Source organism: Streptomyces sp. V4I2 (assembly GCF_030817655.1).
Classification (GTDB): domain Bacteria; phylum Actinomycetota; class Actinomycetes; order Streptomycetales; family Streptomycetaceae; genus Streptomyces; species Streptomyces plumbiresistens.
In genome coordinates, this window is the sequence record NZ_JAUSZM010000004.1 from 54,827 (window position 1) to 77,450 (window position 22,624).

The window sequence follows — 22,624 nt, forward strand, 5'->3', positions numbered from 1 at the left end:
AGACGATCGGGTGGATCGGCACCCGCTTCGGCACGATGACGCCGCATCCTTGGGCGGCGCGTTCCTGGACCGGTTCCTCTCGCCTGCCCGTACGGCAGCGTCCGCGCGGCGCGGTGCCGTATCCCTGCCGATCATTCGAACGGCAGTACTGTTATCGGGTGGCGGAAGACGAGACGACGTACGACTTCCCGAAGGATCTCATCGAGGCCCAGGACGAGCTCGATGCGGTATGAGACGAACTGAAGGCCCTGCTCAAGAAGCAGCCCTGGTTCGTCGCGCCGCTGCCCGCGTGGACGACCCACGATGCCTGACGGGCCTCCTCCCGCCTCGACTCCCCCGGCTGGGATCCAGCGGACCAGCAGCGCATCGGCAAGCTGCGCGCACGGGAAGTCGAACTCGCCACCCTGATCGTCTGCCACCGCTTCTGGCTTGAGTTCGCGGGCCCAGAACGTATAGCGGCCCGCGACAAGTTCAAGCACCTCCGCGAGCGGACGGCGAAGACCGCAGCCTCCTCCTGGTCCTCCTTCATGCCCTTCGCGGGAGGACGGCGCTCGGGGGCACCCACTTTGAGTGAGCGGCCCCCGTTCGACGGCCCGGGGCGTGGGCGCGGCTCTACGATGCGCGAATGGCTTCCTACGCTTTACCGACCGTCGATCTGACCGGATGGGCTCTGAACTGCATGAATCCGTCGCGTAGGAGTCCGTGACTGTGACTGATTCCCAATGATGCTTGTCAAGCAGTCAAGGCGGGGTTGGACGGCGTGCAGAGAAGGTCGGGCAGGTTTGTGCGCGGCTTAGCGGGGGTGCACGAGGCGGACTCGCGGGGCCGGGATATTTCGCTGGCGTGTCAGATATCCGCGGGCCAGACTCGACGCCCATGGAGGATGTGATCGCTCGGCGGGTCGGTGAGCTGGATGCGGATTCGGGTGAGGCGGCCGAGAACGCGCAGCATGCGCTGATCGCCTTGGGGCCGCAGGTGCTGGACCAGTTGATCGCAGCAGCACCGGGGTTGGGCTCGTTCGGGCAGCTGTGTGCCATTGAGGTCTTCACCGCGCTGGGAGATCCGCGTCCCGGGGACGCCCTCACTGGCATGCTGGGCAGCGACAACAGCGTGGTCCGGCAGTGGGCCGCCGAAGCCCTGGCCGATCTTGGAATCCAGCGTGCTGTGCCGCGCCTGCTGCAGGCCTATGAAGCCTTCCGACAGCGGGGGGAGCCCCCCGATGACTGTGAAGGCGGAGCGCTGCGTTGGGCGCTCACCGAGCTCGGCGCCCGCGATGTCGTGCTTCCGGCCCGGGCCGCCGCGCTGCGGCATCCGGTTCCGGAGTTGGGTCCTGCATGGCCGACGGCCCATCTCGCCGAAGCCATCGAGGACCTCGCCGGCCACGGGCAGGCGGTGCTCTCCTTCCAGGTCTGGCAGATCAAGGGCGACAGCGGAGCTTATGGAGGACACGGACCGGACATCGACTGGGACATCGACCGCGGCAAGCCTTGGCCGCAGATCGTCGCCGAATGCCAGGAGTGGGCCCTGCTCGCAGCCGAAGCCACCAGCCCAGCCCGGGACCTGGTGGCGACGATCTGCTGGATCGACGCCGCCGATCTGTGATCGATCCTCGGCCGTGATTCCAGAAACTAGCCACAAGGAGGACGGCAGGGGATTGTCATGCGGCGGGGCTGAACGCCTCGCAAGCAGGGGTGAATCCGGCGTGGGCGGCAAGTGCATCTTCAACGTCGTCGTCGCGCTCGTCGAGGAACTGCTCGATTCGCCGCAGCGGCCGAGGTTGTCCAGGACGACGTGGATCTCCTTCCCCGCATGCGGCTTCACCGCCTTCTTCAAAAACGCCAGGAAGTTCTGTCCGTTCCGGCTCGGCTTGCACTCGCCGATGACTTCGCCGGTGCCGACGTTGAGGGCGGCGAACAGGTTCGTGGTGCCGTGCCGCACGTAGTCGTGGGTGCGCTTCTCGGTGGCCGCGAAGGCGACCGGCAGTACCGGCTGGGTCCGGTCCAGCGCCTGGATCTGCGTCTTCTCGTCGATCGAGAGCACGACCGCCCCACCGGGCGGAGCGAGGTAGAGCCCGACCACATCGGCGACTTTCTCCGCGAACGCGGGGTCCTTGGAAATCTTGAAGGTGCCGTGACGGTGCGGCTTGAGCTGCTCCTCGCGCCAGATCCGCGCGATGTAATGCCAGGACACGGTGATGTTCTCGGTCCGCTTCAGGTACTTCGCCAACTCGCGCGTCGACCAGTGCGAAAGCCCGGTGCAAGCCGGCGGTGTCATACGCGTCAGAGCAATCACCCGCGCCCGTACCCGTGCCGGCACTTGATCCCGGGCCCCACCGGGGCGATCGCCTTCCAGCCCGGCCAGCCCGCGCTGGGCATAACGGGTCTTCCAGCGGTCCACGGTCGGCAGCGACACCCCGAGCAACTCGGCAATGTCCTTGCGCCGCCGCCCCTCACCCGACCACAGCACGATCCGGGCCCGCGTCGCCAAATCTGCAGGCACATCACGGCAATTCGCCAACTCCCGCAACTCGGCGGCCTGTTCCACGGAAAGCTCCATGCCAGCACCAACGAGACACGCAAGATCACGTAACGCGGACGGGATCACGAGACACTAGTGTCTCGTGATCCTGATTGCGTTACTTCGAGTTGTTTTTGACGAGTTTCTTCACCGTAGTCTGGACGAGTCTGACTTTGGCGAGGATCTCGTCCGCGGTGGCGGTCCATGTGAAGGGTTCCGCGTTCTCGTTCCAGGAGTTGATGTAGTCGCGGATCTGTTTGACCAGGACGTTGACGCTCGCGAACGTGCCTCGGCGGATGGACTGCCGGGTGATGATCCCGAACCAGATCTCGATCTGGTTCAACCACGAGGACCCGACGGGGGTGAAATGGAAGCGGACGTGCGGGTTTTTCGCCAGCCAAGCCTTCACGTCCGGAGTGGTGTGCGTGGAGAGATTGTCCAGGACAACATGGATTTCCTTCCCCGCATGCGGCTTGACGGCCTTCTTCATGAACGCCAGGAAGGTCGCCCCGCTCCGGTTCGGCTTGCACTCGCCCAGCACTTCACCGGTCGTGACGTTCAGTGCGGCGAACAGGTTCGTGGTGCCGTGCCGCACATAGTCGTGGGTGCGCTTCTCCGTGGCCGCGAAGGCCACCGGCAGCACCGGTTGGGTCCGGTCCAGGGCCTGCACCTGCGTCTTCTCGTCGACCGACAGCACCACGGCGCCGCCCGGCGGGGCCAGGTACAAACCGACGACATCGGCGACCTTCGCCGCGAACGCCGGATCTTTCGAGATCTTGAAAGTGCCAGAGCGGTGCGGCTTCAGATTCTCCTCACGCCAGACCCGGGCGATGTAATGCCACGACACCGAGGTGCCCTCCCGCCGCTTCAGATGGTCGGCCAGCGTCCGCGTCGACCAGTGCGACAGGCCCGATTCCGCCGGCGGGGACATCCTCGTCAAAGCGATCACCCGAGCCCGCACGCGCGGCGGAACCTGGGTACGCGGCCCGCCACGGCGCTTGTCCTCCAAACCGGCAAGGCCCCGCTCGGCATAACGGGCCCTGCAGCGGTCCACCGTCAGCGGCGCCACACCGGCGAGCTCGGCGATGTCCTTGCTCCGCCGCCCCTCGCCGGACCACAACACGATCCGTGCACGAAGCGCCACATCTGACGGAACATCCCCGCTACCCCGCCAACTCCCGCAGTTCCGCCATCTGTTCAGAGGAGAGATCCATATTGAACTCAACGAGCCAGCTAGCCTCAGGTTCCACGAACAGGATCACGAGACACTAGTACTGGCTGGACGCCCCCTGGGGATTAGGTAGACGAGTTCTGCGCCGCGCTCGGAGCTCGCCCCGAAGGCCTCGCGTTGGCACGCGCGCCGTTGCAGCACAGCAGGACCTGACGAGAGTCGAGTGTCCGTCGGACTTGCTGCAATGCCGAGAATAGGTTATCCCCCCGATCAGTGAAGGACTCCCCGTCTACAGACGTGATCTTCACCGTCCATGGCGGTTCCTCCGTGTAGTGAATGACCCATACTTCTTCGCGGCCGCCTTGTAGACGAACCTGTACCTTTGTCTGCTTCATTGCGGCACGTATCCCGGGTTCTCGATCACTTCCTTGGTCGGCATCCCCCACGACCAGCGAACGGCTCTCACGATGCGAGTTGGGTCGATTCCACCAGGGAAAACGATCTCCCTCTCCGCTCGGAACACATAACCCATTCCCATCGCCTTGTTCATGCTGATGCCAGTTCCTGGGGTGTCGATCTCATAGACCCAGGTGCTGCGTTTGGCGCTCTGCGGGAACATTGCGGCCAGGTTTGCCCGAGTGCTGGTCCCTACCCACGCGGAGGCAGTGTTGTAAAGCCCGTACTGGTGAAGATCGAGGTTACCGTCCGTTGCCAGCGCCGGGCATGACGGCACCGGCGATGACCCCGGTGGACCATCTCGTGGCTGTCCGGCTACCGCCGACTCAGCCCCCGCTATGAACGCAATCCCCGCAACTACCTGGCCTTTCCCGGACTCGCCGCAGCAATCTGCTGCTACAAGCGATACGTCCGCCTCACCACATAGGACACCGTCTTAAGTTAGGGGCGCCGCAACCACACGAACGTCAAAACCCGCTGCTCGCCTTCTTTTCCACCTCCGCCAGGGGCCTCATCCTGCGCCGACGACGTGGCGTGGACGCATTGGCAACGCTTACGCAGCACCTGTTTCACCCAAGACCAATGTCACCGGAACGGGGGCGGCGAATGCTCAAGGAAGACGGCTTAGGGCCTCTACCCACGCGGCTTGTGAACAAGCACCTCTTTGCCGCTTCATGCGCCATGCATGGTCGGGTGGTAGCGCAGACGAGTCCTGGCCGCGCAAGTGTACGGCTTTTCGATCAGCGTGCTCTGAGAGATCTAGCTAGGGAGGTCAACCATGAACCGACTTCGCACCCTCGCCATCGCGGCCGCGCCCGCGGCATTGCTGATCGGCCTGGCGATTCCGGCTCCCGCCGCACCCGCGCCAAAGGCGCCGACAACGCCGAACGCCAGCTGCTACATGCCGCGGGCTGACCAAGTTCTCACTGCCCAGGAAGGCATCAAGCTTGGCAACGCCTGTAAGGCTCAGAAGGCTGACCCCTCGTGGCACTGGATGGGCAACTACGGATCGGTCTACGACGTGGTCAAAGTCGCGAACAGCAGAGGCGTCGGCGCTGGCGGGCTGGTAACGATACCGAATGCCAGCGGCGGCGGCCTGATCCCAACGTTCATGTACTACTGAACAGGCGACTAGTGTCCTGCGCCAGAGATCCGTCGGCAGAAGCGGGCCAGGGAGTCCAGAATTTCCTCGGCTGTCTTGGTCCAGATGAACGGCTTGGGGTCTTCGTTCCAGTCCTTGACCCACTTGCGGATGTCGGCTTCCAAGGCCTGGACGTTCTTGTGTGCACCCCGGCGGATCATCTGGTCGGCCAAGAACCCGAACCACCGCTCGACCTGGTTGATCCAGGAGGAGCCGGTCGGAGTGAAGTGCATGTGGAACCGCGGGTGCTTGGCCAGCCACGCCTTGATCGCGGGAGTCTTGTGGGTGCCGTAGTTGTCACAGATCAAGTGGATCTGGAGATGCGCCGGCACCTCCTTGTCGATCCTGATCAGGAACTTCTTGAACTCCGCTGCCCGGTGCCGGCGGTGCAGGGCACTGATGACCTCGCCGGTGGCGACATCGAAGGCCGCGAACAAGGTCGTCAGGCCGTTGCGCACGTAGTCATGGGTACGCCGCTCGGGCATGCCCGGCATTATCGGCAGCACCGGCTGCGACCGGTCCAGGGCCTGGATCTGCGACTTCTCATCCACCGACAGCACCACCGCGCCCTCGGGCGGGTTGAAGTACAGGCCGACGACGTCATAGACCTTCTCCACGAACAACGGGTCCGTCGACAGCTTGAACGTGTCCGTCAAATGCGGCTTGAGCTGGAACTTCCGCCAGATCCGGCCCACGGTGGACTTCGACAGGCCGCTGTGGTCGGCCATCGATTTCCGCGACCAGTGAGTGGCGTTTTTCGGGAGTTGCTCCAGCGTGGTGACCACGACCGCTTCCACCTGATCGACGCTGATGGTGGGCGGCCGGCCTGGCCGGGGCTCGTCAACGAGGCCGTCCAGGCGGTCGGCAAGGAACCGCCGCCGCCATTCGCGGACACCGTGTCGGCACTCACCCGCAGGTCCCGGGCGACCGCGACGATCGGTGGCACCTCCGGCTCCGCGCACGCCAGCACAATCCGTGCGCGCAGGGCCAGGGCCTGGGCCGATGTCGCCCGACGCGTCCACCGCTCCAACATCGCCCGCTCATCAGCGGACAGCAGCAGCGGCTCCAGCTTGGGGCCCCGACGAGGAACTGACGCACCAGCAGTAGAAGTCACATAACAACTAACGATCAACTACTGGCGCAGGACACTAGCGGTGGTTTGTTAGGCCCGGACGTAGAGGTTCAGGGGTCTGCCGGTGCCGACGGTGCTGATCAGTTCCTGTAGTGCTGTGGGCGGGGGCTCCGTCGTCCAGGCCCGCCAGTAGCGTTGCAGCGTGGCCCAGGGCATCAGCCAGCCACGGACGGCGCGGATGGCTTGGGGCCAGCAGGCCGGTCGGGGCTGCTGGGGCCTGGGTTCTCCCCCTCTCTGCCGGTCCTGACGGTGCGTCAGGCCCGGGTGGTGGGCCGACCGGAGCGGGCGGGGGTGGGTCGGGGGTGAACCAGGTGTTCCAGCAGAAGCTGAACGCACAGTTCACGAGGGTCTGGTGGCGGCGGATGCCGGTGTCGGAGCGGACCTGGAAGTCGGCCCAGCCGAGCTCGTCCTTGACCTGCTTGTAGCTCTGCTCGACCCAGTGCCGCAGCCCGTAGAGCCGTACCACTTCGGTGAGATCGGCGGCCGGGTGGCGGCTGTGCGCCTCACGGGGTGATCCGGGCCGGGGCAGGTTGGTGGCCAGGTACCAGGTGGACGTCTCGGGCAGGGTGGCCGGGTCGGTGGTGGCCACCACGAGCCGGATCACGCCGTCCGGTCCCCACCAGCCCAGCTGGGCGTCGGCGGCCCACCAGGTCGCGGTGCGTCCGTTGCGGAAGGTGCGGGTCACCGGCTGCCAGTCGCCGCTCTGTCCGGGGCCGTACCAGGCCAGTTCGCGAGCGGCATCGACGGGCCGGAAGGCGTCCTTGTACTGCCAGGTGCCGTGGCCGCGTTTGAGGGCCATCACGAACGGCAGGCGGGCGTCGGACAGTTCGGCGCGGAAGGTGTTGTGGTCGCCGTAGGCGCAGTCGGCGACGACCGCCCGGAACACCACGCCCGCTGTCTTCGCCGCGCGGGCCAGGGTGGCCCCGATCTGCAGCTTGGTGCGGAAGGCCGGGTCATTCTTCCCGCCGGGGAAGTGGTGGGCGGGGGTGTAGGGCACGGCATGCAGCGGGTAGTAGAGGCGTTCGTCGGCCCAGCAGGTGGTCACCGTGACCACCCCACGGTCGATCTTCCCGACCGAGCCCAGGTACTGCTTGCCCACATGCGCGGTCGCGCCGCCGTCCTTGCGGTCCCCGGAATCGTCGATGACCAGCACCCCGCCGTCATGCGGCGCAGTGGCCGGGTCGGCCAGCAACAACTCCAGGCGGCGGGCATTGACCTGCTCGCCGTCCCAGGTCGACTCGGACAGGAAGAACTGCAGGCGCTGCACCGCCGCATGCTGGGCACCCACCACGGGCTCCGTGCCGGCCAGACACGTCAGCGTCTTGTTGCGGTCCCGCGGCAGCAACAGGCCGGCCAGGTACTCGCGAAATCCCCGCCGCTGAGCCAACGTCCCGAAGAGATCATCGAAGCTGGCAGCGTACGCTTCCAGCGGACCCGGCGCAGGCGGACACGGCAGCCGCTTCGTCATCTCAGGCTCCCCAGACCGTAGTTGACTCCTTCACCTCACGGCCTACTCCCGCACGAACCCGCCGTCAACAAACCACCGCTAGTGCTGAATTCCGCTTTCGGTGGGTATAGCTGCTGGTAGCGGGGTGGTTGCGGGTACTCGGGGGCGGGTGCTGGACGATGGTGTTACGGGTACGGCCGGGCCGTGACGAGGGCGAGCAAGCGGTGGTCCACCGCCTGGCGGCTGCCAGGAAGGCGCCGAAGGTTCTGGTGGAGCGGTGCCGGATGGTGGAGCTGAGCTGGGACGGCTGGCTGGTCCCGCAGATCGCCGACGAGCTGAGGTGCAGTCAGAAGACGGTGCGCCGCTGGCTGCACCGGTTCAACCGCTTGGGGCTTGAGGGCCTGGAAGATCTGGGCGGGCAGGGCCGCAAGCGAAGGATCACCGAGGCCGAACGCTCCCGGATCATCGCGATGGTCAAGCAGACCCCGCCCGGTCGGCTTGAGGTGCAGCCGTCGAACGAGATGTGGGCCGCGGACGAGTCGGGACCCTCGGAATGGACCTTGGCCGCACTGGCTGCCGCGGCCCGGGACCTGGGAATCGAGGTAAGCCGCTCCCAGGTGCGCCGCATCCTGCTGGCCGAGGGCGTGCGCTGGCGGCGCACACGCTCGTGGACGCGCCCGAGAGATGCAGACTTCGAGGGAAAAGGACGCGGATCGTCGAGCTCTACACCAGCCCGCCCGCCGGTGCGACGGTCGTCTGCGCCGACGAGCTCGGCCCGGTGATCCCACGCGCCTTCCCGCCGGCACCGGGCTGGTCACCGGACGGACACCGCATCAAGAACGAGATCGACTACTCCCGCGGACCGGAGAAAACCTGGGTCTACGGCGCCTTACGCGTCCGCGACGGCCAGGAGCTCACGATGACCGCCACCTCCCGCAACAGCGCCTTCTACCAGCAGTTCCTTCAGCTGGTCGAGGACGCCAACCCCGTCGGGGACATCTATGTGATCACCGACAATCTGTCCTCGCACAACAGCGTGTCCACCCGAACCTGGCTCGAGGACCACCCCCGCATCAGGCACGTGTTCATCCCGGTCGGCGCCTGCTGGCTGAACCTCCAAGAGGGCTGGTGGCGCATCTTCCGCAAGACCGCCCTGGCCGGACGCTCCTTCGGCGACCGCGACCACATCACCCACGCCACCGAAGTGGCCACAGCCCAGCTCAACGCCCGCGCCCGACCTTGGATCTGGGGCAGACCCGCACCGCCCACACGGCGCTTACGCCGCCGATATGTGTACGTCCTTTGAGGAACGAAGCACTAGTAGGACTCCGTTAGGTCTTTCCGTTGGGCCTGATCAAGAGCATGTTGGGTGGGTTGACGTACATGAAGTGAACCGTATGCGGGCGACGTTGGCGTTATTCGTGGCCGATGTGTTCGCCTCGGTTCCGCGCAAGGACCAGCGGGCCAAGGGTGACTGCTACCTGCGAGGGCTGATGCTGGACGGTCGCCGCAAGTCCATTCAGGCGATGGCGGAGCGGCTGCCGGACGGCAATGAGCAGAACCTGCAGCAGTTCGTGAACCAGTCGACGTGGGATCCGGTGCCGGTGCAGCGGCGGATCGCCAAGCGGATGGTGCCGCTGGTGGGCCCGGATGCCTGGGCGGTCGACGATGTGTCGTTCCCCAAGGACGGCCGGATGTCGGCCGCCGTCGCGCACCAGTACTGCGGCGCTTTGGGCAAGCAGGCCAACTGTCAGGTCGCGGTCAGCGTGCACGCGGTCGCCGACGCCGCGTCGGTCCCGCTGCACTGGCGGCTGTTCCTGCCTCAGGAGTGGGCGGACGATGCCGAACGCCGGCGCCGGACCGGGGTGCCGGACGAGATCGGGCACCGGGAGAAGTGGCGCCTTGCGTTGGACGCCTTGGACGAGTTGGCCGGGTGTGGTCTGGTGCCGCCGGTGGTGGTGGCCGATGCCGGCTACGGGCAGAACGCCGACTTCCGCCACGCGCTGACCGGCCGGGACATCCCCTACGTGGTCGGCGTCCGGGCCGATCTGAGCGTGCAGCCGCACGACGCGGTCCCCGCCGCCCCGCCCTGGTCCGGCAACGGCCGCCCGCCGGTGCCCCGCTACCGGCAGCCGCCCGTGCCGGTAGCACAACTGGCCCTGGCAGCCGGACGTCAGGCGTTCCGCGAGGTGACCTGGCGGGAAGGCTCCCGCGGCCCGATGCGCTCGCACTTTTTGGCGGTGCCGGTCCGGCCGGCCGGGGTGCGCTCCCGCCGCCTGACCCAGGCCGCCGCGGTGGCCGCGCACGGCCGGTGGGACGGCGTCCTGCCCGATGTGTGGCTGCTGGCCGAATGGTCCGACGGTGACAGCAAGCCGACCCGGTTCTGGCTGTCCGACCTGCCCGAAGACATCCCCCCTCGCCGAGTTGGTCCGCCTGGCCAAGATCCGCTGGCGCATCGAGCACGACTATGATGGTGCTCTTTGGAAATCCCCACCCCCCTGCTCAGAGCCTCGCCACACCTGCTCGCCCCGGTTCCCCACCGCAGCATGCCGGCGGTGGCTCTCGTGGCGGGGTGCGGTCGGGCCCTCGTGCCCCAACTCCGGGTGGCCCTCGGGCGCGAGTGAGAGGCCGCTTGAGGCGCCTTGGTGCCGAGTATGCCGCCCTGACGTGCTTATCGGGCCTGCGGGTTGACGGTCAGTGTGAGGCTGCCGGGAAGCGCGGTGAACGCGTTGCGCATGTCGGTGGCCAGGTCACTGCGGGTGGGGGTGTCCGGCCGGTGCGTCCATCTGTCGAGCGCGCAGTGGAAGGCAGCAACAAGCAAGTCCAGGGCGAGTTGCGGTCGCAGGTCGTCGGGGGCGGGGAAGTGGAGCCGACGGTGCAGGGTGCCAAGCGCCGTGCGGCTGGTCTCGTGGCAGAAGCGCAGGCCGTGCGCGTCCATGGACGGAGTCTTCTCGGCCAGCCGTCGGCTGAGCAGGACGCGGCGGTTCCAGCCTTCTTCGGTCATCCGCTCAAGCGCGGCGAACAGGGCCTGCTGAAGCATCTCCGCTAGCGGGCGGCCGTCGGGCTCGCGGGTTTCCAGTTCGTCGAGGAAGGCCCGCCACAAGTCCTGCGTCGGCGCCATGGCCACGTCTTCCTTGCTGGCGAAGTTGCGGAAGAACGTGCGCTTGGAGACGTCCACCGCGTCGCAGAGCTCGTCGAGGGTCACCCCGCTGAAACCCCGCGTGGTGAACACTTCCAGGGCAGTGTCGATCAGCGCCTGTCGCATGCGCAGCTTCTTGCGCTCGCGCAGCGGGAGCCGGCCGTTGTCGGTTGGCGGAAGCCCAGCAGTCATGGCCTGATCGTACCCGAGGGGCAAGCGCCACTTGCGCGCTAATGCCACTGAGTGGCATAACTGTGGTTCTTGATCCTCTCCGAAGGGTGCACCCATGCGTGCTCTGCTCGTTGACCGCTCCGCTCCCACCGGACTGCGCCTCGGTCAGGTGCCAGATCCCGAACCGGCCCCCCACCAGGCCCTGATTCGGGTAACGGCGACCTCCCTCAACTACGGCGAAGTGCGGTTCAGCCTGCAAGAAGCGCCCAACGGCGCCGTCCTGGGCTGGGATGCGGCCGGTGTGGTGGAACAACCCGCCGCCGACGGATCCGGCCCGGCAGTCGGCGAGGCCGTCGTCACGCTCGGGATCGACGGCGCATGGGCTGAACTCCGCGCCGTGGACACCGACTGGATCGGCACGGTCCCGCCCGGAGCCGATCCGGGAGCCGCCAGCACGGTCCCCGTCGCAGGAACCAGCGCCCTGCGCGCTCTGCATCGCACTGGCCCGATCCTGGGCAGGCGCATCCTGGTCACCGGCGCCACGGGCGGAACCGGCCGGTATGCCGTGCAGCTCGCCCGCCTCGGTGGAGCGCACGTCATCGCGTCCACGGGCGACCCGGACAGGTATGGCGAGAGCCTGCGAGCAAACGGGGCGCACGAGGTTGTGGCCGGGCCACTTGAGGTCAGGGAGCCAGTAGACGGCGTCGTAGACCTGGTGGGCGGCCAGCAACTCGTCGACGCTTACAGCATGCTCGCTCAGGGAGGCACCCTGGTCGCGGTCGGGCACTCCGCGCACCAGGGCGAAACCTTCCCCTTCGGCGCCCTCTTCGGCGACCAGGGTCGGCACAACCGCTCGATCGCCGCGTTCTCCCTGCCGGCTTGCACGGGCCTCGCCCCTGACCTGACCTGGCTCGCCCACCGCGTCGACGCCGGCGAACTCCACCCGCAGATCTCATGGCGCAGCAGCTGGGACGGGGCCGCCGACGCCATTGACGCCCTTCTTCAGCGCCGACTCCACGGCAAGGCGGTTCTGGAGATCTCCTGATACCGCATCGCAGACAGGCCCTACGGCGGTGCAATCCGGCTGATCGATGACTGGGCAACCAAGTGGGGAAGAGAAGCATTTCTGGGGATTTCCACGAATCCCCATCAACTACCGGGAACTCAAGCACGGCCTGGGCCTGGACCACTTCGAAGGCCGCTCCTGGAACGGCTGGCACCACCACGCCACCCTGGTCACCGCCGCCCACGCGTTCCTTACTGAGCAACGACTGCACCCAAAAGCCGACACACCAAATGTCAGATCACTGATGCCGAGGAGTTGGGCGACCTCGGCGACCTTCCTTCCGGACGCGATGAGACCGAGAACCTTGCGGCGGAACTCGGGCGGATAGCTACGGGGCATCACGGCCTCCGAAGGGCTGCTGGATCGTCAATTGTCCAGCAACCCGAATCCATCAGAACCGGGGCATACCAGGTGTGGGTGGCAGGCGGCGTGGTCCGCATCGCAACCTGCACCCGCAAGTTGACGGTGGCGTGTCCGGACTGTGGTCGCGGTTCTGCGCGGGTGCACAGTCGTTACTGACTTCGGCTCGTCAGGGTGAGGTCGGGTTGCCGAGGGCGAGGCCGGTGCCGGCTATGAAGCCGTCGAGGGTTTCGGGCCGGTACTGGAGCCGTTTGAGCCGGTTGCGGACGAGGGCCTGTTCGTGCCGGAGGGACGGTGTGATGGATCATCACGCCGGTCGCGTTGCTGAACGGGCCCCTTGTGGTTGCGGTTGTGGTGACGCCAGTCACGGGTCTCCTCGACGACGAGTCTTCATGCGGAGCGCCCGGACCATCAGCCATGGTGTCCTCCCTTGCAAGGACTCAGTCGATGGGGTTGCTGTTATGTGCCACAGGGCCGCCGGCCTGGGTCCAGGTCACATGCCCGCCCTGGAACCTGTTGTTGCGGTTGTCCGGTGGCCCCATTTCGTCCGAGACGGGATAGCGGAGGAAGGAGCGTTCCCATCCCATTTGCGACCACAGGTCGCGGATGGCGCCGTGGACTTCATGGGCGCCGGTGTTCGGCGTCCAGTAGATCGAGCCGCCCTCGAAATGATTGAAGCGGCCCACGCCATCCGGGCAGCCCAACTCATCCGTCACCGGATAGCCCAGGAAGCTGCCGCTCCCGCCGATCCGCCCGTAATGCATGCGGATATCGCCGTGCACCTCATGGGCACCGGCGCCCGGGTTCCAGTAGATCGAGCCGCCCTCGAAGTCACGTGAACTGCCGCGCCCGTCGGGGTTCGGACCTTCCTGACTGCCGGCGCCGGCGTCGACCGGTGCGCCGATCCAGGGGATCTGACCCCACTTCTCATCGATGGCCGTCATGGAGTTCTCCCAGCTCAGTTACGGTGGGTTTTCATTCTCGCGCGGTGCCTCGACCTCGGCATCTGGATCACCCCACCCGACGGGAACGACACGCAGGCACCGGAATTGCCGTCCCCGTGCGCGCCCTGAGGCAGGCTCCCGCCACCGGGCGATCCGTGCGAACTCCTCTACCTGCCGCAGGAGTTGCTGTGCACGGAGACCGCGGCCTGACCGACCGTTCCGGAAGCCCCGGTGATGCCACGCGGAACGGTGCTGCCGTGCGCCCCTGTCGGAGAACCGCACCGCTCAGTGACGGCGGTCCCAGAACGGGGTGTCCCAGCGTTGTTCCCGGCGGTACTGTGCGGCCCGTGCCTCCAAGTACTCGGCGTGAACGGCTGTCATGCGGCGGGCGTACGCCGCCATGGCATCACTGTCACCGCCCTCAGCGGCCAGGATCGCTCGCGCCCCCACCAGGCCGGTGGCCAATGCGGTGACGATCCCCCGGGCAGCCAGCGGGTCCGTCGCTGTGGCGGCGTCTCCCACCGCCACCCAGCCCGGGCCGGCCGCAGGAGTGGCGCAGGCGGAACCGGCGGCGAATACCCGCAGCCGGCGCGACGGTTGCTCCCGGCCGGCGATCCGTTCCCGGATATGACCGGCACACTGTGCCTGGGTCCACCACACGTCCGGATCGAGCAGGCGTACCCCCGCGAGGAGATCGGCGTCGGTCATGGCCATGAGAACCCGCTCACCCCCGGGTAGCGGGGCGGTGTACCACCAGCCCCAGCGAGTGGCCTGCACCAGCGAAGTTCGGTCCGGACGGGCGGCCTGCTTCGGCGGGCCCAACAGCGCGGCGACCGCGATCAGACGGTCGGAACGGGTGTGCCCCGCCCCGACGCGACGAGCCAGCCGAGCAGCCCGCCCCGTAGCGTCCACCAGATAACTGGCCTCCAGTGCAACGCCCTCGCCAGTGGTGATCTGCCAGTGGCTCCGATGCCGACGGGCGTCGCGCACGTGTCCAGCGTGCCAGAGAGCACCACCGGCACGGGTCGCTTCCAGCAGGGCAGCGTCGAACCGGGTGCGGTCCAGATGCCAGCCCTCGCTGTACGGACCGAGCCCGTGGTCCACCGCGGTGACCGCATCCTGGCCCCAGGCGGCCTGGTTGCCGTAACAAGGAGAGTGCCCGTCGCCTGTGAGCCCGTCGAGCACCCCCAGCCGTTCGAGAAGCGGGCGGGCGGTGGGAGCGAGACTCTCCCCCACCCGCCAGTCGGGGGAACTCGCCGGGGAAACGAGGACGACGCTCGCCCCTGCCCGGACGAGGGGCAGCGCGGCGGCACACCCGGCCGGGCCTGCGCCAGCGACGAGAACGTCGAAGCGCCGGCTCCTCCCGCAGCCGCTCGACCCGCCGCTGTCCAACGCGCCGCTCCCGCCTCTGCCCGGCCTACCCGGTCTCGTGGTCGGTCCGTTCCGTCTCGACCAGGATCACGTCGCCGTTCGGCACGGTCCGGGCCACGATGAACCCGAGAGTGCTCCACTTCTCGACCATCTCGTTCATACCTTTTTCGGCGTTTTCACCGTCGCCGACACCGCGGTCCCACTCCTGGAACGCCCCGGCCGCCGCGTCCTGTACCAGCCCGTCGTGCGCCGGCTCGGGAAGGACTTCATCGGGGCGGGAGGCCGGCCACCAGTGGTCCCTGCACATGTAGAAGTCGGCCTGCCAGGGCAGGGCCATGTACTTGGTGACATCTCCAGCCACCAGATCTTCGCGCAGCCGGAAGGGCGCCGCCCAAGTGGACTGCCGGTCAGCGATAAACGTCATCTCGATGCCCGGGAAGAATCCGCCGCCGCTCGCCGTCTCCAGCGCAGCCCGCACCAGGGCGTGGGGCTGGTCGGCCGGTGCGAGAACCTCGAACGGGAGCGGGGCGGGCACCCCCGTCCAGTCGGCCAGGAAGTCGCCGGCGGCCCAGCGCTGCATCCGCGCGTACTGGCCGGGCAACAGCGCCAGCCATGTCCGTGGCCGGTTTTGCTGAGCGTCCCCGTCATCACCGGACAGCACGGGCATGAACCCCGCGTTGGCCTGGCTTACGTCGTCCACCAGTCCGGGCTTGCGCAACCTCTTGAAGACGTTCTGACGCGCAGTGGCGTTGTCCGGCTCGTTCGAGGACAGCTGGGCGAGACGGCTCGGCGTGAGGAAGTTGCGTCGAGGGTCGCCGTGCCTCTCTCGCGCTCTCTTGTTGACCCATGCGAACAAGACCGGGCGGGCGAGCAGCGGGTAGATGTCGCGGGTGAAGGAGACCTCCGGCGGGGTAGGCAGTGCGCCCGATGCTCGGGCGACCTCCAGGGCGACGTCGTACAGGGTGACCAGGCTCGGTACAGCGGGGGCGTGATCGGGCGGGCCCACCACGCACCAGGCCGAGGTCACCGGGACCTGGCGCCCATCTGGGCCCAGGCCGACGGTTGCACTGACCGGGCCGTCGGAGACGTCGTCGTACCAGCCGTCATTGTTGGCGTAGTGGCGGAGCGGATTAGCGGGTTGGACTGAAGCGGACGTGCCGAAGCCGCCGAGGACGAGCAGTCGGCCGGCCTCGTCGGTGCGCAGTTCGCCCAGCGGTACCGGGGTGCCCAGGAAGGTCCCGGTGTCGAACCTGGCATCCGTGCCGTCCTGGGACGGACCGGTCACACTGCGCGGCCCCGGCCGAATGACCAACCGCGCCCGAGCGGCGGGATCAGCGGGATCGATGTGCTGATTACGGCGGTTGGAGTCGGCGGTGGACTCATGGAAGCGCCCGGCGAACTTGAACCACTCACCCTTGGCATTGGCCAGTTCGGCGGTCCAGACGATCTGTGCCTCGGCCGACGTGAGCTCGCCCAGGACGGTGCCGGCCCGGTCATAGGCGTACACACGGAACCGGGCGGCCTGACGCTTGATCCGCCTGTCGGCGTCCTTGAAACCGCCGGGCGGACTCGACGGGGTCCCGGGGGTCTCCGAGCCGATGAAGAAGCCGTCGGGGCTGTTGCCCACCCGGGCGATGCCGATCGTGGGATGGATCTCGCAGCGTGCGACGTCATCGAGATTCATGTCAGCTCCCGGTGAGGGTAAGAGGTTCGGGATCGAAAGGCCCGTGATGCTGCTCGGCTCAGCCGGGCGCGGAGCACATGACGACGTCCCGGAACGGCGCTCCTTCAGCCGGCCAGTGCTGTGCACCGTACTGGTCCTCACGAGGTGCGGCAGCGCTGAGAGTTCGCTCGCCATCAGCTCGAGTCCGGCGATACGACCCAGCCGTGGAGGAGGCGTCCATCGTCCCCCCGATCGTGGGTGGTCGCAATCCGGTGGTGAGCCGCTGCAACCCGCTGCCGGCCTGTGTTCCGAGGTGATGTCCGGGGGACGAGCGGCAACTGGCCGCTCCAGGTGAACCGCGTTGCGCGCCTGGCACGCCGCGGCGGGCCGACCTGTTCTTCTGGGCGGGTGTGCCGCGCCGAACGGCGACTAAGGGCAGGCGGGATCAGCGATGGTGCTTCGGCAGGCACGGTCTTCCAGGCAGGTAACGGGGCGTCGAGAACTCCATGATCTTGGAAGCCTTGCCTGTCTCGCTCTCCCTGGCCGACCAACCTGGCAGACCGTCATGAACCGGATGCCCGGCGACTTCGCCGAAGTCCTGGGTCAAGCCGAAGGCAGGTGCGGACTCCATCGGCCTGGCATTCGTGCCCCGCAAGCAGTTGGGCGGCCTCACCTACGGGGACATCCTGGTCCAGCCCCGTGTCGATTTACGAGGTGTCCTTCTACTACGTCGACGACGCCTTCCAGTACGCCCTTCATGCCCCCGATCCGGAGCGGCGCTGGGCCCTTAAGCCCTACGAGCCAACGGCCGCCGACCTCGCCTTCGCCCGGCGCTTCATCGGCTGGAACACCCTCAACCACGGCATCCAGAGTGTCGACGCCGGCTGCATCCGCGAAGGCGAGCTGCTCCTCGTAGAGCTGGAGGACCTCAACCCCTACCTGTCCCTGGACCTGGTCTCCGACCGGAACCGTGACTCCTTCGTGGCGAGCACGACGGCCTCCCTCCACCGTTTCCTGGACGAGTTCTGAAGACCGGGATGCGTTGTGCTCAAGGAATTGAGGTCAACGGAAGCGTCGTCAAAGTACCCGACGTCATACGAGCGTTCGGACTGGACGGCGATCACTACTTCGACTGTGAGCCTTTCCAACCTCCTGCGTGACCTGGACAGTTGGCCTGACCAACGAGTGAAGCCTCTGGTGGATGGGTTTTCGACCAAGAGAACCGTATCCACCAGAGGCTTCGTATGCTTGTCTACGCCGTCCGGCGTCGACTGTCCAGCTCTACCCTCCGCTTCCTCGCCGCCCGCCTGAGGAAACACCGCCACGCTCTCGGCACTCGATCGCGGCAGCTGAGTGCGGACCAGAGGCCCTGCTAATCACCTGTGCATATACACGGTGAAGTGCTCTGTCGCGCCGGAACTCCAATCGATGCGCTCCTGAACCGACAAGCCGGTCGACTCCGGCCGCAGGAGCAGCTGCTCGCTCGCGTTGTTCCATTTGTAAATGGCGTACCGGGCGCCCGCGACGTACTTGCTGGGGAACAGCTCCTTCGACCGGCCTTTGTCCCAGACACAGTCCTTCGTCGCGTCGTGGTCGCACGTGGAATAGGCCTTGATGTAAAGGCTGCAGCTGTCTGAAACCCATACGAGGATGCGGCTCAGCCTGTCATCGCTTGAATACCACTTTCCTGGAAGCTTACTTGCGATTTGGCAGGCTACCGCCTGTTTCGCTGAGGTGAGCGTGAACGTTACCGCGAGGGAAAACGTCAAGGCGGCCGTGATGAGCAGGGCCGTGGTCCGGGACAGTGGGCTGCAGGCAGAACGGACGTGTGTCATTGCGGGCCTCCGATGGCGGGTGCCAGCATGAGCGTTCCGTGGTCGTACGACACGTCCAGCTGGTTGCCGCTTGGTGGCAGGCACGACTAGCGCAGCGCGGGAGTTGACGACGAAGCGCTGAAGAGTGGGCGGCGAAAATCACATCCGACCCTCGCTAGTCATCGAGGTAATTCCAGTCAACGCCGGTCACTCATATGCCGCAACTGGAAGGCTATGAGGAGGCAGGGGGCCCGCTACAGGCGGCGAAGTCGCCGGGCATCCGGTTCATGACGGTCTGCCAGGTTGGTCGGCCAGGGACGTTCATGCGTGCTTGCGATGCTTGTGTGAGTAGAACGGCCCATCCGCCTGGGTGCGGTCGGTCGGGATGTGCGTCCCGTCGACGATGACGAAGTCCCCCTCGCCCAGCCCGACCAGGACCTCGTGCAGGCCTGGCGCACAGGCCGCCAGGACCTCAAGCGTCTCGTGACGTGGCGCCAGGCCGTCGCCTCCGACACCCCGAACCCGACGCCGACCTGTGCGAACGTCTCGTTCTTCTCGACGGCAACCCGGCGACCGAAGACCTGCGCACGTACCCGCGCTCGGCGTGGCCGGTACTACCGGCAGATCGGTGAGATCACGCGGCGCGTCCACAAAACCGCAGCCCGTCCTTCGGGCCCATCGCCGGTCCGCCATACGGCAGGTGGAGCGAGGCGGTCGCCGCTTCCTTTGCGGGCCTTTCACCTGTCCCGACGACGTGGTTCCCACCTGTGTCAACGACGCGCAGTCGGTGAGTGGGCGACGTTTGAGGAACACCTGCGGCCCATCCCGGCAACGTGGGCCACACAGGGGCGGGGCATGCTCGCGGACATGACGATAGGCGTGGAAGCCGGCTCACCGATGACCTTGCACCGGATGTATGGGCTGTCTCCCGGCCTCTTCCCGAAGGGAGACCTACATGCATGCGCATTGGGGCACATTTACCAAGGCAACGTCACTCGGCAATGGGCTGACTTTCGCGGAGAACGCGATGCGGAGACACGGCTTTGCGGTCTGGGACCTAGGCAACGACGGCGACTACCAAGTGATCGGCGGGACCAGTGACGTGATCGCCACGGTGGTCTGCGTCCCGCAGTCGGGAAACGTGTGGATGACGGTGAGTGCGTACTCAACCGACTCCGGACTTGCCGAGCGGACCAGAAATGACATTCGTGCGGACATCGTCAACAGGTCCCTATTGGACGACGGCTGACACTTACCTGTCCAGCCCGTGGCGGCAAGCGCAGCCCATCGCTGAGCTGTCCCCCGTTTCGAGGAGCTGGCGGGCTCTCGCTTGCGCTTCGCAGCCCGGGGGTGCCGCGCGGGCGATCCACCAGCCGAGCCGCCCGCCCGAGACAGACCCGTTGAGGTCGTTCTCGCGCGCTGAACACGATCTGGCCCGCCGCTCGGGGTGCTGGATCGCAGTCGGCTGAGACAGGGCGGTGATCAGCGTACAGAGCCTCGCCAGGACATCTGCATCATTGCTGACAAGGGCGAAATTCTGAGCCAGCAGACCGCGGTCCGTTGCTCCTGAGTCATGCCGGAGTCTGCAGCAGACGTTCTGGAAGGGAGTCCGCACCCCGCCAGTACAGAACGGTGACCGACATGCCAGCGACGGATGAAACCCGAGAACTGCAGGAACAGCAGGCCACGGCGGCGGCGCAGAGGTATCGCGACGCGACCGCGGAGCGGGAGGTGATCGAGGACAAGTTGTCGGCGGGTGTGAAGTACCCCGATACTCCGCAGGCGATCGCCAACAGGGCCAAACGGCTTCTCGATCAGGGTGGGGTCCCGCCCGCAGCGGCGGTGGAGAGCATCTACGCGGAGGCGCTGGACGGGCCCGAGACCCTGGAGCGGATCGTCGGGCTCACGATGGACCTCCAGCCGTGGAGTTTCTTGCCGAGAGGCGTCCGCGCGGGCGCCACCGTCGCCCGGATCTCGATCCTTCGTGACGGCCTGGAACAGCCGCACGCCACCGGCTTCCTGGTCTCACCGCGGCTTCTGCTCACCAACCACCACGTGTTGCCGAAAGCGGAGACAGCGCGCCTTTGCTTCCTGGAGTTCAACGCCCAGGTCACCATCGACAATGCGCGCGACACCGCGATCCGGTACGAACTCGACCCCGAAACATTCTTCACGGCGGACAAGCACCTCGACTACGCGCTGGTGGCGGTCAAACCCGCTGCCGACGGTCGCCTCCCGGGCGAGGTCTTCGGATGGAACCGGCTCATCATCGAGCAGGGCAAGATCGTCGTGAACGACCCGGTGAACGTTATCGGCCACCCGATGGGCCGCCTCAAGGAGATCGCTGTCCGGGACAACGCCGTGGTGCAGAGGCTGGAGGACTTCCTCCACTACCGGACCGACACCCAGCCCGGCAACTCCGGCTCTCCGGTCTACAACGACCAGTGGGAGGTCGTGGCACTGCACCACCAAGGCGTGCCGAACACGGACAGCCGAGGCCGCGTCCTGCGCAAGGACGGTCAGCCGTGGCGGAGGGGCATCGACAGTGACGACACCGTCGCCTACGTCTCGAACGAGGGCGCCCGCACCAGTTCGATCCTCAAGCACCTCGCCGCTCTGCCGTTGGTCCCCGAGCAGCGTGCGCTGCTGGCCGAGATGGGTCCCGAATCCGGCCTCCAGCAAGAATTCGCGGCTGGCCCGGTGGAGACACCGGTTGCGCCGGCCAACCCCCCGCAGGAGGCCGCCGCAGTCGTTAGCCCATCGCGCTCCGCAGCCGCCCGTGCTTCCACCGCGCCCCGCATCGGTCTGAAAGCCCCGGAGAATGCCTTCGGCGGTCGGCGGCACCTAATCTTCCTGCACGGCCGAAGCCAACACGGGAAGGACCCTGCGGACCTTCGTCGCCGTTGGACCGGGGGACTGAACCATGGCCTCACCCGCGCGGGCCTTCACACCGTCGCTCCGGAGAACGTCTGGTTCCCGTTCTACGGCGACCGCATCGCCGAAGCCATCGGGCAGCACGAGGCCATTCCCACCGCCTACGCCGACGCGCCGGCCGCGGCAGCCGCGGAGGCGTACGCCATCGAGTCCGTGAACGGTACGTATGAAAAGCTCGTCCTGGAAGCGGCGGCCCTGAACGGCATGCCACAGAACGGCCAGCCAGTCAGTGAAAACCTCGGCAGCACGTTGGTCGGATCCCTCCAGGGTCCCCTGAGCTGGCTGGCGGCCAACACCGGCGTAGACGCCTTGACCATCGCGACCATCTTCCGCGACGTGGACACGTACCTCCGCGACGACGACATCCGCACGGCCGTCCTGGACTGCGTGGCCGAGACGCTCCCTCCCGACGGCGAGTTCGTCCTGGTCACCCACAGCCTAGGCACCGTGGTCGGCATGGACCTCGTCGCCAACCGGCTTCCCAAGGGAACGAAGGCCACTCTGCTCGTCACCGCCGGCAGCCCGCTGGGGATGGACGCGGTCTACAGCCGGTTGATCCCACCAGGCACCCGCCGCCCCGACACCGTCAAGAACTGGGTCAACACATGGTGCCCGACCGATGCGGTAGCCATCGGCTGCCCGCTGGAGCGCCGCTGGGGCAAGCTGACGGAGGAACACGCCGTGGTGAACGCGAGCGACCGAGCCCATAGCATCGAGGAATACCTCGCCCACCCACAAGTCGCCAAGGTCATCGACGAGTTCCTCCGGCAATCAACTCAGTGATCACCTGCTCGTGCGCGGTTCGTGCGCGGCATGGTGTTTGCCAAACACGAACAGGGCGCCAGCCAGGCGGGGTCCCCACCGCCCTGAGGTGTGTTCTGCCAGACCGGGACCGCCATCTTGAACACCCAGGCGGCAGGTCCACAGCGACGGAGACGTACTGGCCGGATGCGAAATCCTTCCGGTGCCGGCCCGCCGTTGTCGGGCACGAGGGCGACGACCCTGCGTCTACGGCCTCGGTCCTGCCACTTGGTCACCCGCCAGGCCGCCACAGCGCGGCCGCGTACACGCGATCCCGCTCGTACCGCGGCGGTCTACCTATCTCAGTCGGCATCCCCGGGCACCCATGACAGCAACGTGGCTTGAGCCGCTGGTCTGGGGCAACCCACCGGTTCGCTCTGATCGCGGACCGCACCGATGCCACCCGGCGAAGCTCCATGGGGACAAGGGCTATGACTACCCCACCTGCGGCGATTGGCTACGACAACTGTGGCTCCTGGCCCTCGCTGTCAGAAGGA

16 protein-coding genes and 6 pseudogenes are annotated in these 22,624 nt (G+C 66.9%); 10 read left to right on the top strand and 12 right to left on the bottom strand.

The genetic code is table 11. The features are described from left to right. Positions 1–131 precede the first annotated feature (131 nt). The 4 genes from QFZ76_RS50320 to QFZ76_RS50335 all read right to left on the bottom strand — a co-directional run bounded on the left by QFZ76_RS50320 (position 132) and on the right by QFZ76_RS50335 (position 4,421). Positions 132–479 carry a hypothetical protein gene (locus tag QFZ76_RS50320; protein ID WP_307680460.1) on the bottom strand — a complete coding sequence of 116 codons (348 nt, stop codon included), beginning with the start codon at positions 477–479 and terminating at the stop codon, positions 132–134. A 367-nt stretch (positions 480–846) separates the two neighbouring features. Further along, positions 847–2,544, bottom strand: a complete 1,698-nt coding sequence (locus tag QFZ76_RS50325; RefSeq protein WP_307680461.1) for an IS630 family transposase — start codon at positions 2,542–2,544, stop codon at positions 847–849. A gap of 91 nt (positions 2,545–2,635) precedes the next feature. After that, entirely contained in the window at positions 2,636–3,661 is a 1,026-nt protein-coding gene (locus QFZ76_RS50330) for an IS630 family transposase (protein WP_307680462.1), read from the bottom strand. Positions 3,662–4,079: 418 nt separating this feature from the next. Further along, complete coding sequence (locus QFZ76_RS50335) at positions 4,080–4,421, bottom strand: hypothetical protein (protein WP_373464596.1); 342 nt, start codon at positions 4,419–4,421, stop codon at positions 4,080–4,082. A gap of 18 nt (positions 4,422–4,439) precedes the next feature. On the opposite strand from QFZ76_RS50335, the pseudogene QFZ76_RS50340 reads away from it, so the two are divergent. Beyond that, positions 4,440–4,571 (top strand): annotated as a pseudogene (locus QFZ76_RS50340) (IS5/IS1182 family transposase); the annotation flags it as partial. A 351-nt stretch (positions 4,572–4,922) separates the two neighbouring features. Continuing rightward, positions 4,923–5,267, top strand: coding sequence for a hypothetical protein (locus QFZ76_RS50345; RefSeq protein WP_307680464.1), 345 nt, complete (start codon positions 4,923–4,925; stop codon positions 5,265–5,267). Between the two features lie 8 nt (positions 5,268–5,275). Here QFZ76_RS50345 and QFZ76_RS50350 read toward each other — a convergent pair. After that, a pseudogene (locus tag QFZ76_RS50350) lies at positions 5,276–6,318 on the bottom strand (IS630 family transposase). 115 nt (positions 6,319–6,433) lie between these two features. Next, a complete protein-coding gene (locus tag QFZ76_RS50355; RefSeq protein WP_373464597.1) occupies positions 6,434–7,804 on the bottom strand; it encodes an IS701 family transposase in 1,371 nt (456 codons plus the stop codon). 239 nt (positions 7,805–8,043) lie between these two features. Here QFZ76_RS50355 and QFZ76_RS50360 point away from each other — a divergent pair, with 239 nt between their 5' ends. The 3 genes and pseudogenes from QFZ76_RS50360 to QFZ76_RS50370 all read left to right on the top strand — a co-directional run. Next, the gene (locus tag QFZ76_RS50360) at positions 8,044–8,646 is read left to right on the top strand and encodes a helix-turn-helix domain-containing protein (RefSeq protein WP_307680467.1); all 603 of its coding nucleotides are present in this window, start codon (positions 8,044–8,046) and stop codon (positions 8,644–8,646) included. After that, positions 8,577–9,170, top strand: coding sequence for an IS630 family transposase (locus QFZ76_RS50365; protein ID WP_307679892.1), 594 nt, complete (start codon positions 8,577–8,579; stop codon positions 9,168–9,170). The genes QFZ76_RS50360 and QFZ76_RS50365 overlap by 70 nt, the downstream gene beginning before the upstream one ends. Before the next feature lie 91 nt (positions 9,171–9,261). Continuing rightward, positions 9,262–10,333 (top strand): annotated as a pseudogene (locus tag QFZ76_RS50370) (IS701 family transposase); the annotation flags it as partial. A gap of 202 nt (positions 10,334–10,535) precedes the next feature. On the opposite strand, the gene QFZ76_RS50375 reads toward QFZ76_RS50370, so the two are convergent. Next, positions 10,536–11,195 carry a TetR/AcrR family transcriptional regulator gene (locus QFZ76_RS50375; RefSeq protein ID WP_307680468.1) on the bottom strand — a complete coding sequence of 220 codons (660 nt, stop codon included), beginning with the start codon at positions 11,193–11,195 and terminating at the stop codon, positions 10,536–10,538. A gap of 94 nt (positions 11,196–11,289) precedes the next feature. Between QFZ76_RS50375 and QFZ76_RS50380 the strand changes: the two genes are divergently transcribed. Both QFZ76_RS50380 and QFZ76_RS50385 read left to right on the top strand, forming a co-directional pair. Continuing rightward, positions 11,290–12,219: a zinc-binding dehydrogenase gene (locus QFZ76_RS50380; protein WP_307680469.1), complete on the top strand. Its 930-nt coding sequence runs from the start codon at positions 11,290–11,292 to the stop codon at positions 12,217–12,219. A 94-nt stretch (positions 12,220–12,313) separates the two neighbouring features. Continuing rightward, positions 12,314–12,568: pseudogene (locus tag QFZ76_RS50385) on the top strand (hypothetical protein); the annotation flags it as partial. 472 nt (positions 12,569–13,040) lie between these two features. Here the strand turns inward: QFZ76_RS50385 and QFZ76_RS50395 are convergent. From QFZ76_RS50395 to QFZ76_RS50405, 3 genes are all read right to left on the bottom strand, one after another. Continuing rightward, complete coding sequence (locus QFZ76_RS50395) at positions 13,041–13,544, bottom strand: LGFP repeat-containing protein (protein WP_307680470.1); 504 nt, start codon at positions 13,542–13,544, stop codon at positions 13,041–13,043. Positions 13,545–13,829: 285 nt separating this feature from the next. Next, positions 13,830–14,936, bottom strand: a complete 1,107-nt coding sequence (locus QFZ76_RS50400; RefSeq protein ID WP_307680471.1) for an NAD(P)/FAD-dependent oxidoreductase — start codon at positions 14,934–14,936, stop codon at positions 13,830–13,832. A gap of 25 nt (positions 14,937–14,961) precedes the next feature. Continuing rightward, complete coding sequence (locus QFZ76_RS50405; RefSeq protein WP_307680472.1) at positions 14,962–16,599, bottom strand: LodA/GoxA family CTQ-dependent oxidase; 1,638 nt, start codon at positions 16,597–16,599, stop codon at positions 14,962–14,964. A gap of 581 nt (positions 16,600–17,180) precedes the next feature. Here QFZ76_RS50405 and QFZ76_RS50410 point away from each other — a divergent pair. Then, a pseudogene (locus tag QFZ76_RS50410) lies at positions 17,181–17,607 on the top strand (hypothetical protein); the annotation flags it as partial. 347 nt (positions 17,608–17,954) lie between these two features. Here QFZ76_RS50410 and QFZ76_RS50415 read toward each other — a convergent pair. Further along, positions 17,955–18,347 (bottom strand): hypothetical protein, encoded by a 393-nt coding sequence (locus QFZ76_RS50415; protein WP_307680473.1) that lies wholly within the window; start codon positions 18,345–18,347, stop codon positions 17,955–17,957. Positions 18,348–18,719: 372 nt separating this feature from the next. Further along, positions 18,720–18,958: pseudogene (locus tag QFZ76_RS50420) on the bottom strand (transposase family protein); the annotation flags it as partial. Between the two features lie 389 nt (positions 18,959–19,347). Between QFZ76_RS50420 and QFZ76_RS50425 the strand changes: the two are divergent. Continuing rightward, positions 19,348–19,641 (top strand): hypothetical protein, encoded by a 294-nt coding sequence (locus QFZ76_RS50425; protein ID WP_307680474.1) that lies wholly within the window; start codon positions 19,348–19,350, stop codon positions 19,639–19,641. Between the two features lie 392 nt (positions 19,642–20,033). Further along, on the top strand, positions 20,034–22,109 hold the full coding sequence (locus QFZ76_RS50430) for a serine protease (protein WP_307680475.1): 2,076 nt from the start codon (positions 20,034–20,036) through the stop codon (positions 22,107–22,109). Positions 22,110–22,624: the final 515 nt, after the last annotated feature.

Bases quoted from the DNA above. Each gene is read 5' to 3' on its own strand.
- QFZ76_RS50345 (WP_307680464.1), top strand. From the start codon at position 4,923: ATGAACCGACTTCGCACCCTCGCCATCGCGGCCGCGCCCGCGGCATTG.
- QFZ76_RS50360 (WP_307680467.1), top strand. From the start codon at position 8,044: ATGGTGTTACGGGTACGGCCGGGCCGTGACGAGGGCGAGCAAGCGGTG.
- QFZ76_RS50375 (WP_307680468.1), bottom strand. From the start codon at position 11,195: ATGACTGCTGGGCTTCCGCCAACCGACAACGGCCGGCTCCCGCTGCGC.
- QFZ76_RS50380 (WP_307680469.1), top strand. From the start codon at position 11,290: ATGCGTGCTCTGCTCGTTGACCGCTCCGCTCCCACCGGACTGCGCCTC.
- QFZ76_RS50395 (WP_307680470.1), bottom strand. From the start codon at position 13,544: ATGACGGCCATCGATGAGAAGTGGGGTCAGATCCCCTGGATCGGCGCA.
- QFZ76_RS50405 (WP_307680472.1), bottom strand. From the start codon at position 16,599: ATGAATCTCGATGACGTCGCACGCTGCGAGATCCATCCCACGATCGGC.
- QFZ76_RS50425 (WP_307680474.1), top strand. From the start codon at position 19,348: ATGCATGCGCATTGGGGCACATTTACCAAGGCAACGTCACTCGGCAAT.
- QFZ76_RS50430 (WP_307680475.1), top strand. From the start codon at position 20,034: ATGCCAGCGACGGATGAAACCCGAGAACTGCAGGAACAGCAGGCCACG.